We start from the raw sequence: 14,000 nt of genomic DNA on the forward strand, positions 1-14,000 counted from the left end.
GCTTCAATGTGACGTACATGCGCGTCACCATCCCTCCCGGCTCCCCCGTCGCCACCTCGCCCTCCGGCACTGACTCCACCTCCGGCTCCGGCATTGACCCCGGCCCTGCCTCCACCGCCGGCTCCGCCCAGCCGCAGCGCCGCCGCGCTCTCGGCTGGCGTCTCCGCTTCGGCATCCTCTCGCTGATCTGGGGCTTCAGCTTCCTGCTGATCAAGGTCGGCACCGAGGGTTACGCTCCCTTCCAAGTCACCCTGGGGCGGCTCCTGTTCGGCACCGCGGTCGTCGCGGTCGTCCTCGTCACCAAGCGCGAACGGCTCCCGCGCGGGGCGCGGACCTGGGCTCACCTCACCGTCTCCGCGCTGCTGCTCAACGCCCTGCCGTTCTCCCTGTTCGCGTACGCGGAGCTGACGATCCCCTCCACGCTGGCCGGGATCTGCAACGCGACCTCGCCCCTGTGGGGCATGGCGCTCTCGATGGTCGCGCTCTCCGAGGACCGGCCGACGCGGCGCAGGGTCGCGGGCCTCGGCATCGGGTTCCTCGGTGTGCTCACGGTGCTCGGCGCCTGGCAGGGCTTCAACGGTCTCGACCTGCGGGGCACGTCACTGGCGCTGCTCGCCTCGCTGAGCTACCCGATCGGCTGGATCTACGTGCGCCGCACCCTGGCCGGCTCCAGCCACTCGAACCTGTCGCTGACCGGCGCCCAACTGCTGGTCGCGACCGTCGAACTGGCCGTGGTCACACCGCTGTTCACGTCCCTGCCCACACACTTCCCCGTCGTGCCGCTCCTCGCGATCGTGGCACTGGGTGCCGTGGGCACCGGCCTCGCCTTCCTGATCCAGTACGGCCTGGTCGCCGAGGTCGGTCCGACGACGGCCCAGATGGTCACGTACTTCGTCCCGGTCATCGCCACCGCGGCGGGCGTCGCCGTACTCGGCGAGTCCCTGAGCTGGTCGACGCCGGTCGGCGCGCTGATCGTCCTGGCGGGCGCGGCGCTCACCCAGTCAAAGCCCCGCGATCGCACGCGAAGGCCCGCTCACTCGTAGCGCCGCGCGGGAGCGGGCCCGGTGGCGGAGGCGACGGCGTCCGCCACCGTCTCGATGTCCTCGTCCCCGAGCGTCGACACCGTGATCCGCACCCCGGGCCGCGCACTCATCCGGAAGCGGGCTCCCGGAGCGACGGCCCACCCCGCGTGCAGCAGCCTGGCGACCGCCCCGGTCTCGTCCGGCACGGGCACCCAGACGTTCATGCCGCTGCGCCCGTGCGCCACGACGCCCCGCCGGGCCAGCGCGGCGATCAGGGCTTCACGCCGCCTTCCGTACGCGGCGGCCACCTCGCCCGTGTCCACCGCCCCTTCCGTCCACAGCCGCACGACGGCGCGCTGCGAGATGTGGCTGACCCACCCGGGGCCGAGTCGCTGGCGGCCCTGGACGCGATCGACGGTGACGGCGTCCCCGGTGAGCAGGGCCAGGCGCAGGTCGGGGCCGTAGGCCTTGGCCGTGGAGCGGATGAACGCCCAGCTGCGGGTCACGCCCGCCAGCGGGTGCAGCGGCAGATCGACGATGGCGTGGCCGTGGTCGTCCTCGACGAGCAGCACGTCCTTGTGCGCGGAGAGGACCTTGCGCAGCGCTCGCGCGCGTGGGGCGCTGATCGCGGCGCCCGTCGGGTTCTGGGCGCGGTCGGTGACGATGAGCGCCCGGACACCGCCGCGCAACGCGCTCTCCGTGTCGGCGGGCAGCGGCCCCTCGTCGTCGACGCCCACCGGGACCGTCCGCAGACCGAGCACCGGCATCAGATCGAGCAGGCTGCCCCAGCCGGGATCCTCGACCGCCACCGCGTCGCCGGGCCTGAGATGGGCGGCCAGCACACGCTCGATGGCATCGAGGGAACCGGACGTGACGGCCACGGGGCCGTCCGGAACGCCGTCCTCGTCGAGAGCCACGCGCGTGTGACGGGCCATCGCGGGGTCCACCGCCTCCTCCCCGTACAGCACGGGACGCCGGTCGCCCTCCGCGGCAGCCGCCGCGAACACCTCGGCGAGCGACGGCAGCAGAGCCGTGTCCGGGTTGCCGTTCGACACGTCACGCACACCGGTCGGCACGTCCACCCTGATCAGCTCGCGCGCCGTCGTCGCGGGCTTGGGACGCACCCGGCTGCCGCGCCGCCCCGCCGTCTCGATGACGCCGCGTTCGCGCAGCGTGCGGTAGGCGGCGGCCACCGTATTGGGATTCACCCCGAGCCGCTGCGCCAACTCGCGCATCGGCGGCAGGAGTTGACCCGGTTCCAGGTCACCGCCGCCCACCGCGCGCTCCACGCTGGCAGCGATCTCGGCTGCGCGCCGGCCTTCGATCCGATACTCTCCTAGCACAAACGAGATTATGCACTAGTGCAATGGAGAATGCAATGAGCGTCGCAGCCGAGTCCGGCACGGCCACCGCCACCGACACCGCCTCGTACGCGCCGACCGACCTCACCGTCCCCACCCGCGGCCGTGACCGAGCCGCGTACGACCAGGAACTGGTGCACGCGATACTCGACGAGGCGTACGTCTGCCACCTCGGTTTCGTGCGTGACGGCGCTCCCGTAGTCCTGCCGACGCTGTACGGACGGGTGGGCGAGCGCCTCTATGTGCACGGCTCGACGGGCTCCCGGCCGCTGCGGATGGCGTCCGACGCCCGCCGCCATGAAGCGGACCCGGGCCTCGCGGTCTGCCTGACCGTCACTCACGTCGACGGCCTGGTCCTCGCCAGGTCGGCCTTCCACCACTCGATCAACTACCGTTCCGTGGTGATCCACGGCACCGCCCACCAGGTCACGGACCCCGAGGAGAAGCGCACCGCCCTCGACGCGCTCGTCGACCACGTGGTGCCGGGCCGATCCGCCGACTCCCGCCCCGCGAACGCGAAGGAGCTCGCGGCGACCGCCGTACTCAGCCTCGACCTCGCCGCGGTCTCCGCCAAGGTGCGCACCGGCGGCCCGAACGACGACCCCGAGGACCTCGGCCTCCCGCACTGGGCCGGGGTCGTCCCGCTGCGCAAGGGCCACGACCCGCTCGTCCCGTCGGCCGACCTGGCCCCCGGCATCGACGTACCCGACTACCTGATCGAGCTGTGATGCTGATCCACCCCTGGGACGCACCGCACTCCGACGCCGAGTGGCGGCGGTGGCTCGCGACGCACGACTTCGGCCAGCTCGCCGTGAACGGCCTCCCCGGAGAGCCCCCGCACGTACAGCCTGCGCACTTCGCCTACGAGGCCGACCACGGCCACGGCCCGCTCGGCAGGGTGATCACCCACCTGGCGCGCCCCAACCCGCTCTGGCCCGCGCTCGAAGCCGACCCCGAGGTGCTGCTCAGCGTGGTGGACGACTACGTATACGTGCCGGGCCCCTGGCAGGCGCCCCCGGACACCCCGCCCGAGCACGGCGTGCCGACCAGCTTCTACGCCGCCGTGCAACTCCGCTGCACCGCCCGCGTCGTGGACGACCCTCAGGAGAAGGCCGAGCTCCTCAACCGCCAGGTCGCCCACTTCCAGCCGGAGGGCGGCTCGGCCCCGGCCGCGGTGGGCGAGGCCCCCTTCGGCCGCATGCTCTCCGGCATCCGCGCCCTGTGCCTCGAAGTGACCGACGTACGGGCGAAGTTCAAGTACGCGAGCCACAAACCACCGGAGGTCCAGGAGCGGATAGCGACGGGCCTCGCGGACCGAGCGGAACCACACGACAAGGCGGCCCTCACCCACCACTTGCACCGCCGCGAGACCTCGTAGGACCGGCCGGGAGCGCGGGGAGTCGCCCGAGCGTCGTTACACCGGCTCCAGCCGCGGCTCCCGCACCCGCACCGCCTCCCGCCGCGCGGCAACCGTCTCCGCGACCGCCAGGCCCGTCACCGCGGCCAGCATCAGCAGGGTGCCGAGCACCGTCGACACGGTCAGTTCCTCGCCGAGCAGCACCACCGCGATGACCGCCGCGCTCAGCGGTTCGAGGAGCGTGATCACGGAGACGGTCGCGGAGCGGATGACGGCGGCGCCCGCGAAGTACAGGGCGTAGGCGACCGCCGTCGGGATCACCGCGATGTAGAGCAGGTACAGGCCCATCCGCGCCGGTTCCGCGGTGTGCGGGACGAGGCCCTCCACCGCGGCGAGCGGCAGCAGGCACACGGACACCACGGCGAACGACCAGACCGTCGTGTCGGACGAGTCGGCGCCGCCGTCCCGCCCCCACCACCGCGTGAGCAGCGTCATCGTGGCGTACGCGGCCGCCGAGAGCAGCCCCCACCCGACGCCCACCGGGCGGACGCTCGCGCCACCGCCGCCGAGGACGAGCACGACGAGCCCGGCCAGCGCACCGGCCACCGCGACGACACCGCCGAGCCCGAGCCGCTCGCCCATGGTGAACCGCGCCCCGAGCGCGATGAGTACGGGGCCCGCCCCCATCGTGACCACCGTGCCGACCGCGAGCCCGGTCGACTCGACGGCCGCGAAGTAGGCGGTCTGGAACACGGCGAGGGCCACGCCGGTCGCCACGATCCGCGGCAGCCTGCGCCGCGGCCGCGCGCCCGAGGCGGCACCGGCGGCGGACCGTCGGCGCGAGCGCATCAGTCGAAGGGCGAAGAGCAGCACGAAGCCGCCCGCGCAGCGCCAGAAGGACAGGCTGACCGGTCCCATGTCACTGGCGTCGAAGACCAGCGCGGCGGCGGCACCGGCGGTGCCCCAGGCCGTACCGGCGACGATCAGATAGAAGAGGCCTCGTCCGACGGACAGGCCGGAGACAGCAGTCGACACATGCGACACGTGAATTCTCCGCAGAAAGAAGAAGAAGATCCCTGGCTCCGTCTGCGGGCAACGTCGTTCCACCCGGCAACCGCCGGGTGTGATCCGGGAAGTGCCCGCGCCTAAGCGGCCGGGGGCGGAAGAACGAGCGCGCGTGAATGCATGATCAACACCCTAAACGGCGGTACCGGTGGACGACAACCGCTCTTCGGCCCCCGGCCGACCGCCCGCGGTCGGCCCTTCCCGGGGCTTGGTCGGCGTGGACGACTGCGCGATGAACGCCCCCGCGAGCACCACGGCACCCCCGATGATCTGCGGCGCCGACAGGTGTTCACCCAGCATGACCCAGGCGAGCACGGTGGCGATGACCGCTTCCAGACAGGCCACGACGCCCGCCACCTGCGGGGAGAGCCGACGCACCGAGAGCACCCCGGTGACGTACGCCACGACGGTCGCGATGAGCACGATCCAGGCGATGAGCGCCCACGCGGGCACGGCCGTGCCGTCCATCTCCGCGTCCCCGGCGAGCACCGACCAGTCCATGCCCCAGGGGCGCGCCACGACAGTCAGCACCACGGCGCCGATCAGCAGTCCGTACGCGATGACGCCGAGCGGGTCAGGTGCGTCGTCGCCCGCGTCGCTGCCCTGGTCGGACAGGACGAAGTAGCCGACCTGACAGCACGCGGCGCCCAGCGCGAGGAGCAGCCCCACGGCGTCGAAGCTCAGCCCCGCCCACACCTCGACGACGCAGGCGAGCCCGCCGACCGCGAGCACCACACCCACGGCGGCCGCGCGCGTCACGGGCCTCCGCTGCACGAAACGCACCCAGCCGAGGACGAGCGCGGGCGCGAGGTATTCGACGAGCAGCGCGACACCGACGGGGATACGCGAGATCGCCGCGAAGTAGCAGGCCTGGACGCCGGCCACGGCGAGCAGTCCGAAGCCGAGGAGGAGCGCGGGCCTGCGAAGCAGCAGACCGCGGTGGCGCCAGGCGACCGGCAGCATGACCAGGGCGGCGCCCGCCACCCGCAGCCACACGACGTGGAGCGGGTCCAGGCCCGCCTCGATCAACGGCTTGGCCGCTACGCCCGAACCGCCGAAGGCGACCGCCGACCCCAGGGCGAGCCCCAGGCCGACGCCTCGCCCCCGGCTCGGCCCCGAGCCGGTCTGATTCCCCTGAGACGCTTGCACCGGCACATCATGACAGGAGGTGTCATGAGCGTCACCCCCGATAGACCCTGTCTCAATCGGCGGACGTCTCCGCGTACGGATCGACGGACGTCTCCGCGTACCGATCGGCGAAGGCGTCGGCCGGCAGCCCGGTGCTCGGTCCGGTGCGCGGATCGGCCTCGATCCGCCGGAGTATCCCCTGCGCCTCGACCCCGGCCCGCCCCAGGACCTCGACGGCACGGCAGTCCGGATCGGCGACGAGGGCCGCCAGGAGGTCCACGCCGAGGGCCTGCGGTTCGCCGCGGCGGTCCGCCCGCTCGATGGCCGCTTCCATGGCGGCGCTCGCGGACGGCGACCAGCCCGTCTCCTTCACGGGGGCGGAGTCGCTCTCCCGCACCACCGGCACCGTTCCGGAGTCCTCGACCGTCCCCTGCCACCGCAGGCCGTACCCGATGCTGCGCTGGACGAGATAGCCCAGCAGGCGCACCACCTGCGCCCCTTGCTCGAAGGCGGCCCGCACCTCCGGGTCGGTCTCCAGAAGGGAGTGCAGCAGATGCGCGGTGTCGATCTGACGGTCCCCGTCGCGCACCGCACGCCGGCGCGCGCCGGCCACCACGGAGGTCAGCGCTGCGCTCAGTCGGGAGTCGGTCTCTGCTCGGATCGGGCCGGGCTCGGCGCCCTGCGGGGTACGGCTTTGCACATCTTCCACCCCATCAGCCCCCGAGTACGGCGTCATCGGCGGCGGGAAGCATCTTCGCGTCCGACACAGGTTGGGTACGCATGAGCGGCTTCTCCTCCTTACGGATGAGATCTGGCTGTTCTTCCCCGAGGGGCGCGCGCCGCCTTGATTCGCGCCGGGCACGCAACCACGGCGCACCGGTCACTCGTCTCTCAGGCATGGAGCGCAGATGCTGGATGGTCGCGCTGCCGGCGATAGACGGCAGGCAGTACGTGTACCGGGTGTACGCACCCGAAAACGCGCTGCCCGCCGACCTTTTCTGGGACGCCTGGCACTGCCACGACGAGGGTCCGTTCCCCAGGGCGTGCGATCTCTTCGACGCGGCGGTGATAAGCAGGGTGGGCTGACGCGTGCCCGCATGAAGGGCGCCGCCCGCGTGACCGGGGCCGCCGCGCTCTACGCGGGCCGCGTCCCGATGACGACCGTCGCGTGCATCTCCTCGTCGCTCACCGATCGCGGCACGAGACCTCCGTCGGCGACCGCTTCCAGCGCGTACGGCACCTGTCGCTCGCTCGTCTCGAACAGCAGTCTGCCGCCGGGAGCCAGCCAGCTCGCCGCGTCGGCGGTCACCCGCCGCAGCACATCAAGACCGTCCGCCCCGCCGTCGAGCGCCACGCGCGCCTCGTGGACACGGGCTTCCGACGGCAGCAGACCGACCTCCTCGGTGGGTACGTAGGGGACGTTCGCCAGCAGTACGCCGACACGGCCGCGGAGGGCGTCCGGCAACGGCTCGTATAGATCACCCTCGTACACCCGTCCCCCCACGTCGGTGACGTTGCGCCGCGCACACCGCACGGCGGCGGGGTCGATGTCGGCGGCATGCAGCTCGATCCCGTCGACCGCGGCGCCAAGCGCGGCCCCGAGCGCCCCCGAGCCGCAGCACAGGTCGACGACGACGGCACCGGGCCCGGCAAGGGCGGCGGCCTGCCGCACGAGGAACTCGGTGCGCCTGCGGGGCACGAAGACCCCCGCGTCCACGGCGATCCGCAGTCCGCGGAACTCCGCCCAGCCAAGGACGTGTTCGAGCGGATGACCGATGACGCGCCGCTCCACCATGGCGGCCAGTTCGGCGGGGTCGCGCGCGGTGTCGACGAGCAACTCCGCCTCGTCCTCGGCGAAGACACAGCCGGCGGCGCGCAGCGTGGTGACGATGGCGGAAGGGGCGAGAGCCGACATGGGCGATGACGCGCTCGACGAAGACGACGCGGGTGACGCGGGCGAGGAAGGTGACGAAGGTGAAGCCGACATGCGAAGAGAAACCTTTCGGGACGCCTTATGGGGCTCCCTCGGTCACCTATGCCGGGTGAACCGCGCGGTCGCGAAGGGGGAGCACCCGACCTGCTGCTGCGGTAATGGGTCTCACCTCCTGGGTCCGTCCTCCCGCGGCCGTCGCGGGGTGGCCACAGTACCTGACCTGGTCGCGGACAGCGGCCGCCGGAATGCGCACAACATCTGACGGTTCATCAGTATTGAATGTTCCGGGCCCTGCGGCTACGTTCCGCGACACCGCAGCTGCGCCCCGCCGCAGCGCCCGAAGAAAAGGGGTCGTCGCATGGCCGAAGTCAGCGCGGAAGCACGGATCGAGGCGCCCACCGAGAAGGTCTGGGCCCAACTCACCGACTTCTCCTCGTACGGCGAATGGAACGCCACGCACACGAGTTTCCCGAAAGGCGCGCCCACCACACTGGAGGAGGGCGGCACGTTCGAGGAGAACATGAAGCTGATGGGCTTCCCGGCCGAGGTCAACTGGACGGTCGAGGAGCTGACGAGCGAGCGCACGCTGGCGATCAAGGGCAAGGGCCCGATGGGCGTCACGGTCGGCACCCGCTACTCCCTCTCGCCCGAGGGGGACGCGACGAACGTACGCATAGACGGTGAGTTCACGGGTGCGGCGGTCTCCCTGATGGCCGGCAAACTCAAGGATTCGGCGACGGCCGCCCTGAACGAGTCCCTGCGCAAGCTGGCGGGCTTGGTGACCTGAGCCGCCCCGACACCCCCACTTCCCCTGCCCCTCCCGCACACGAAAAGGCGCCCCACACGTGAAGTGCGGGGCGCCTCAGCGGCAATGGGGATCATCGACCCCCACCACCTCAGTCCTCATCGGCGAGGATCAGGTACAGCTTCTTGCGGGCGTCGTTGATGACGGTGACAGCCTTCTCGCGCTGCTCCTTGCTGCCGGTCTTCCAGACCTGGCCGAACGCCTCCATCAGACCGAAACCGGCCTGCCGGATCTCGCTCAGCGCCTCCCAGTCGACCCCGCGCCCGGCCTCTTCCCAGGGCGCGTCGGGACCTTCGTCGGCCGCGGTGCGACCGGCGTCGGTGAGCGAGAAGAGCTTCTTGCCGCCCTCGCTCGCACTGCTGATCAGCCCCTCGTCCTCAAGGAGCTGGAGGGTCGGGTAGACCGAACCGGGGCTGGGCTTCCATGCCCCGCCGCTGCGCTCGGCGATCTCCTGGATCATCTCGTAGCCGTGCATCGGCCGGTCCTTCAGGAGAGCCAGGATCGACGCGCGTACGTCACCGCGCCTCGCCCTGCCTCGCGGACCGCCCCTGCCGCCGCGACCGCCCCAGGGGCCGCCGGGCCCACCGGGGCCGCCGAAGCCGGGCCCGAAGGGACCGAACGCCGCGCGCCGCCCCTCGAAGCCGCCGCGACCCTCGTGACCGGGGCCGCGCTTTCCTCGTCCGTGCTCATGTTCGTAACCGTGGGAACGCATGACAACCACTCCTTCTGTACGTGTCTGGTAGGTGATCTATCGCGCCATCATTGATCAGTCGCGATGCCTCAACGATATATCGCGAACAGTCTTATGGCAAGGCCCCCTCTCGAGGGGGCCGGATGCCCCGCCTCGCGATGTCGAGAACCCGCGTACGGCTCCGACGTCACCTCAGGAAGGCACCGAACGAAGGGACGAGGCCATGAGCAGGGTCGTCGCAGGCATCTCGATGTCGCTTGACGGGTTCGTCGCCGGTCCGAATGTCTCCCGCGAGCAGCAACTGGGCGACGGCGGACAGCCGCTGCACCAGTGGCTGCACCAGCCGGACCCGCGCGACATCGGCCTGCTGGACGAGATGCGCGCAGGGCTGGGGGCGATCCTGATGGGCCGGGTGTCGTACGACCTGGCGGAGGGCGACGGGGGCTGGGGCGACGGCGGGCCCGGCGGACCGACGCCGTGCTTCGTGCTCACCCACAAGGCCCCCGCCCGGGAGACGGTGCGGGCCCCGTCGGTCTTCACCTTCGTCACGGACGGCATTCACAGCGCCGTGGCGCGGGCGAAGGCCGCCGCGGGCGGCAAGGCGGTCGCCGTGCACGGCGCGAGCGCGGTTCAGCAGTGCCTCGCGGCCGCGCTCCTTGACGAGATCCAGATCCATCTGGCCCCGGTTCTGCTGGGCGGCGGCACTCGGCTGTTCGAGCACCTGGGCGGCCAGTACCCGCTGGAGCGCACGAAGGTGATCGAGACACCGAACGCCACCCACCTGCGGTTCAACGTGCTCCGCTGACCGGCGCGAAATTTTCGACCACCCCGGCGAAGCCACCGGAACCATCCGGCGAAGCCACCAGAGCCACCCGGCGAAGCCACCAGAGCCACCCGGCGAAGCCACCGCGGTGAATCGAGTCCACCCTCCCCCGATTGGCCTTGTCCCACCCCCGCATTGGCCCGCTAGCGTCCTCTGTATGCCGACTTCCCACCGCATCCGCATCGTCGACGCCTTCACCGACCGCCCCTTCTCCGGCAACCCCGCGGGCGTCCTCCTCCTCGACGCCTTCCCCGACGACGCCTGGCTGCAGAACGTGGCCACGGAGGTCAATCACGCCGAGACCGCCTTCGCCCACCGCCTCCCCGCGGGCGGCGAAGCCGACTGGGCGCTGCGGTGGTTCACGCCCGCCACCGAGGTCGACCTCTGCGGCCACGCCACGCTCGCCACCGCCCACGTACTCCAGGTCACCGGCTCCGCCGAAGGCCCCGTACGGTTCGCCACCCGCAGCGGCGTCCTGACCACGACCGCGCACGCCGACGGCACCGTCACCATGGACTTCCCGACCGCCCCGCTCACCCCGGCCGCGATCCCCGACGGCGTGGCGGAGGCACTCGGCGCCGAGCCGCTCGCGGTGTTCGACGCCGGGGCGAGCCTCGGTGACCTGCTGGTCGAGCTCGCCGACGAGAAGACGGTGCGCGCCCTCACCCCGGACCACAAGGCCCTCATCCGGCACTCCGAGCGCGGCATCATCGCCACCGCACAAGCCGAAGACCCCACCCGCGGCTACGACTTCGTCTCCCGCGGCTTCTTCCCGCGCGTCGGCATCGACGAGGACCCGGTGACCGGCAGCGCCCATACGGCTCTGGCCCCCTTCTGGTCCGAGCGCCTTGGCCGCACGCGGCTCACCGGGCTGCAGGCCTCGGCCCGCAGCGGATTCGTCCGCACGGAGCTGCGCGGCGACCGCACCCTCCTGACGGGCCGCGCGGTCACCGTCATCGAGGGCGACCTGTACGCCTGACGCGCCTGACCCCGCCGAACCCGACCGGACAGCGCTGTGGGGACGTACGACCCCAGCCGTCGTACGCCCCCACCGGCCCGCCGACCGCCCGCCCCTAGGGCGTCGGCAGCCACCCCACCTTCCCCGCGAGCAGCGAGTACCCCACGAACGCGCCGATATCCAGCAGCGAATGGGCCACCACCAAGGGCCCGACCCTCCCCCACCGCCGGTACAGGAGCACGAAGACCACCCCCATCGCCATGTTCCCGATGAACCCGCCGATGCCCTGATAGAGGTGGTAGGAGCCGCGCAGCACCGAGCTGCCGACCAGCGCGGCCATCGGCGTCCATCCCAACTGCCCGAACCTGCGCAGCAGATAGCCGACGACGATCACTTCCTCGAGGACCGCGTTCTGCACCGCGGACAGCACGAGCACCGGGTACTTCCACCACACGTCCGGCAGGTCCTCCGGCACCACCGTCAGGTTGAACCCGAGCCCTCGCGCGGCCAGATAGAACGCGATACCGGTACTGCCGATCACCGCGGCGATCGCCGCCCCGCGCCCCAGGTCCGGCCACGGCCGGCTCCGGTCGAAGCCGATGGTGCGCATCCCGGCGCCCTCCCTGATGAGGAAGTGCGCGACCAGCGCCACCGGCACCAACGCGGTCGAGATTCCGAACAATTGCCACGCGAGATCAAGCCACGGCCGCCCCGGAGCGGCCGACGCGTTCATGGTCGCCGCCTGATCCTTCAGACCGCCCGGTCTGGTGACCGAACCGACAAAGCTGATCAGCGCGGACACACCGCTCGCGCCCAGTGAGAGCGCCAGGACGAGCAGCGTCTCGTCCCGGAGGATCCGTCGCGATGGCCCCTCGCCCCGAAAAGAACCGGCCAACGGCCCGGACTCCGCTTGCACTCCGCCTCCAGTTGAGTAATCCCGCCTCATCCCCATCCCCGCCCCGCTAGGGTCTCGAAAGAAGTTACGAAGATCGTGCGCGACAGGCCGAGGGGGACGGACGCCGACTGCGGTCATGCCGCCCCCTCTTTCCTTGCTTCATCACTCAAGGAGGGGCACCACCGCCATGGGACGTCACAGCTTGCCCGATGAGTACGGGACGGACGCACCCGGCCCTCGGCCACGCACCCGCGGCCGCACCGTGGCCATCGCGACGGCACTCGTCCTGGCCGTCGCGGCGGGCACGGCGGTCGCGGCCCGCAGCGATCTGCTGAGCTTCGGCGGTTCGTGCCGTGAGGACACGGTGGAACTGGACGTCGTGGCCGCCCCGGACATCGCCCCCGCCCTCCGCGCGGCCGCCGACGACGCGCGCGAGAAGGAGATCACGTCGGACGGGGCCTGTATCGACGTACGGGTGAGTGCCCGTGATTCGTACAAGGTCGCCGACGAACTACGGACGGGCAAAGGCGCTCCGGCGTACGACGTGTGGGTGCCGGACTCCGAACTGTGGCTGCAGCGCGTGGGCCTGGGCGGCAAGCAGGACAGGGTCTCGCCCGCGGGGAACATAGCCTCCTCTCCGGTTGGCATGGCCATGGTCCCCGCCGCCGCCGAGACCCTGGGCTGGCCCAAGAAGACGTACAGCTGGCCCGAGTTGACGGGTGCGGCGATGAAAGGCGACAAGCTGCGGCTCGGCGCCGCCGATCCCGCGCGCAGCGCGACCGGCCTGCTCGCGCTCACGAAGCTGAGCACGTCGGCGAAGAAGTCGGGCGGCAAGGACGGCGACACCCAGGCGGCCGGGATGGCCAAGGCACTGTCCGCGCGCACGTCCGACAGCGACAGCCAGCTCCTCGACACCCTGGCCCGCGACTCCTCCGGCACCGAACAGGGCAACCCGCGCCGCAACCACGCGCTGATCCTCTCCGAGCAGGCCGCGTTCAAGCACAACGCGACGGCGGGCGAGGAGAACAGCCTGGACATGTTCTATCCGAAGGACGGCTCACCGCGCCTCGACTACCCGTACACCCTGGTCCAGGAGGACGAACTGTCCACGGACCAGAGCCGGGCCGCCCTGCGCTTCATGACCCTGTTCAGCGATGAGGCGGGCCGCGCGATCCTGGAGAAGCACGGCTTCAGGGCCGGCCCCGATGAGCCCTCGGAGAGGCTCGTCACGGCGGCCGGCGGCCGCACTCCCCAGCCGTACGGCGACGAGGCGAGCGAGCCGCCCTCCGAGAAGGACCTCCAGGAGACGCTCGGCATGTGGACGATCACCGTCCAGAGCGCCCGGATCAGCACGGTCGTCGACGTCTCGGACTCCATGGGCGAGTTCGTGCCGGGCCGGGGCCAGACCCGGATGGAGGTCACCAAGTCCTCGCTGCTCCAGGCGCTCGCGGGCTTCACCGACGAGGACGAGATCGGCCTCTGGGAGTTCGCCACCCTCCTGGACGGCGAACGCGACTACCGCAAGCTCGTGCCCACCGAACGGTTGGGCGACCAGAAGGGCGACGGCACCCAGCGGGACAAGGTCTCCAAGGCCTTCGGTGACCTGGCGCCCATCCCGGGTGGCGCGACCGGCCTGTACGACACCACGCTCGCGGCGTACAAGGAAGCCACCTCCACCTACGCGCGCGGCAAGTTCAACGCGCTCGTGGTCCTCACGGACGGCGCGAACCAAGACCCCGGCTCCATCGCGCGCAGCAACCTCATCGCGCAGCTGGAGAACCTCTCCGACCCCAAGCGCCCGGTGCCGCTCATCGCCATCGCGGTCGGTCCGAACGCGGACAAGGAAGAGGTCGTGCAGATCGCGGAGGCGACCGGCGGATCGGGCCACCAGGTCGACGACCCGGCGCAGATCCACGCGGTCATCCTCAAGGCCATCATGGAGGCGGGCAGCCACGGCTGAGC

The 14,000-nt window shown here is 71.5% G+C and carries 15 protein-coding genes; 8 read left to right on the forward strand and 7 right to left on the reverse strand.

Going from position 1 to position 14,000, the window contains the following annotated elements; genetic code table 11:
• The first annotated feature begins 17 nt into the window (after nt 1-17).
• Nucleotides 18-1,043, forward strand: a complete 1,026-nt coding sequence (locus tag ACWD02_RS36395; RefSeq protein ID WP_451219098.1) for a DMT family transporter — start codon at nt 18-20, stop codon at nt 1,041-1,043.
• Here ACWD02_RS36395 and ACWD02_RS36400 read toward each other — a convergent pair.
• Complete coding sequence (locus tag ACWD02_RS36400) at nt 1,034-2,365, reverse strand: aminotransferase class I/II-fold pyridoxal phosphate-dependent enzyme (protein WP_451219101.1); 1,332 nt, start codon at nt 2,363-2,365, stop codon at nt 1,034-1,036. The genes ACWD02_RS36395 and ACWD02_RS36400 overlap by 10 nt on opposite strands.
• Before the next feature lie 35 nt (nt 2,366-2,400).
• Here ACWD02_RS36400 and ACWD02_RS36405 point away from each other — a divergent pair, with 35 nt between their 5' ends.
• Nucleotides 2,401-3,111 carry a pyridoxamine 5'-phosphate oxidase family protein gene (locus tag ACWD02_RS36405; protein WP_451219104.1) on the forward strand — a complete coding sequence of 237 codons (711 nt, stop codon included), beginning with the start codon at nt 2,401-2,403 and terminating at the stop codon, nt 3,109-3,111.
• Nucleotides 3,111-3,761 (forward strand): FMN-binding negative transcriptional regulator, encoded by a 651-nt coding sequence (locus tag ACWD02_RS36410; RefSeq protein ID WP_451219107.1) that lies wholly within the window; start codon nt 3,111-3,113, stop codon nt 3,759-3,761. The genes ACWD02_RS36405 and ACWD02_RS36410 overlap by 1 nt, the downstream gene beginning before the upstream one ends.
• A 36-nt stretch (nt 3,762-3,797) precedes the next feature.
• On the opposite strand, the gene ACWD02_RS36415 is transcribed toward ACWD02_RS36410, so the two are convergent.
• The 3 genes from ACWD02_RS36415 to ACWD02_RS36425 form a co-directional block, all read right to left on the reverse strand.
• Nucleotides 3,798-4,775: a DMT family transporter gene (locus tag ACWD02_RS36415; protein ID WP_451219190.1), complete on the reverse strand. Its 978-nt coding sequence runs from the start codon at nt 4,773-4,775 to the stop codon at nt 3,798-3,800.
• A 162-nt stretch (nt 4,776-4,937) separates the two neighbouring features.
• Nucleotides 4,938-5,960 carry an EamA family transporter gene (locus tag ACWD02_RS36420; RefSeq protein WP_451219109.1) on the reverse strand — a complete coding sequence of 341 codons (1,023 nt, stop codon included), beginning with the start codon at nt 5,958-5,960 and terminating at the stop codon, nt 4,938-4,940.
• Nucleotides 5,961-6,006: 46 nt separating this feature from the next.
• Nucleotides 6,007-6,633, reverse strand: a complete 627-nt coding sequence (locus tag ACWD02_RS36425; RefSeq protein WP_451219112.1) for a Clp protease N-terminal domain-containing protein — start codon at nt 6,631-6,633, stop codon at nt 6,007-6,009.
• A gap of 197 nt (nt 6,634-6,830) precedes the next feature.
• Between ACWD02_RS36425 and ACWD02_RS36430 the strand changes: the two genes are divergently transcribed.
• Nucleotides 6,831-7,019, forward strand: coding sequence for a hypothetical protein (locus ACWD02_RS36430; protein WP_363213477.1), 189 nt, complete (start codon nt 6,831-6,833; stop codon nt 7,017-7,019).
• Between the two features lie 49 nt (nt 7,020-7,068).
• Here the strand turns inward: ACWD02_RS36430 and ACWD02_RS36435 are convergent, their stop codons facing one another.
• A complete protein-coding gene (locus ACWD02_RS36435; RefSeq protein ID WP_451219115.1) occupies nt 7,069-7,848 on the reverse strand; it encodes a putative protein N(5)-glutamine methyltransferase in 780 nt (259 codons plus the stop codon).
• A 376-nt stretch (nt 7,849-8,224) separates the two neighbouring features.
• On the opposite strand from ACWD02_RS36435, the gene ACWD02_RS36440 reads away from it, so the two are divergent.
• Nucleotides 8,225-8,653 carry a type II toxin-antitoxin system Rv0910 family toxin gene (locus ACWD02_RS36440; RefSeq protein WP_451219118.1) on the forward strand — a complete coding sequence of 143 codons (429 nt, stop codon included), beginning with the start codon at nt 8,225-8,227 and terminating at the stop codon, nt 8,651-8,653.
• Nucleotides 8,654-8,762: 109 nt separating this feature from the next.
• Here the strand turns inward: ACWD02_RS36440 and ACWD02_RS36445 are convergent, their stop codons facing one another.
• A complete protein-coding gene (locus tag ACWD02_RS36445; protein WP_451219121.1) occupies nt 8,763-9,383 on the reverse strand; it encodes a PadR family transcriptional regulator in 621 nt (206 codons plus the stop codon).
• A 202-nt stretch (nt 9,384-9,585) separates the two neighbouring features.
• On the opposite strand from ACWD02_RS36445, the gene ACWD02_RS36450 reads away from it, so the two are divergent.
• Both ACWD02_RS36450 and ACWD02_RS36455 read left to right on the forward strand, forming a co-directional pair.
• Nucleotides 9,586-10,167 (forward strand): dihydrofolate reductase family protein, encoded by a 582-nt coding sequence (locus ACWD02_RS36450; protein ID WP_451219124.1) that lies wholly within the window; start codon nt 9,586-9,588, stop codon nt 10,165-10,167.
• Between the two features lie 175 nt (nt 10,168-10,342).
• Nucleotides 10,343-11,164, forward strand: a complete 822-nt coding sequence (locus ACWD02_RS36455; protein ID WP_451219127.1) for a PhzF family phenazine biosynthesis protein — start codon at nt 10,343-10,345, stop codon at nt 11,162-11,164.
• Between the two features lie 94 nt (nt 11,165-11,258).
• Here the strand turns inward: ACWD02_RS36455 and ACWD02_RS36460 are convergent, their stop codons facing one another.
• Nucleotides 11,259-12,059, reverse strand: a complete 801-nt coding sequence (locus ACWD02_RS36460; protein WP_451219130.1) for a CPBP family intramembrane glutamic endopeptidase — start codon at nt 12,057-12,059, stop codon at nt 11,259-11,261.
• Between the two features lie 166 nt (nt 12,060-12,225).
• Here ACWD02_RS36460 and ACWD02_RS36465 point away from each other — a divergent pair, with 166 nt between their 5' ends.
• The gene (locus ACWD02_RS36465) at nt 12,226-13,998 is read left to right on the forward strand and encodes a substrate-binding and VWA domain-containing protein (RefSeq protein WP_451219133.1); all 1,773 of its coding nucleotides are present in this window, start codon (nt 12,226-12,228) and stop codon (nt 13,996-13,998) included.
• Nucleotides 13,999-14,000 lie beyond the last annotated feature (2 nt).

The organism is Streptomyces sp. NPDC002853, assembly GCF_053591915.1.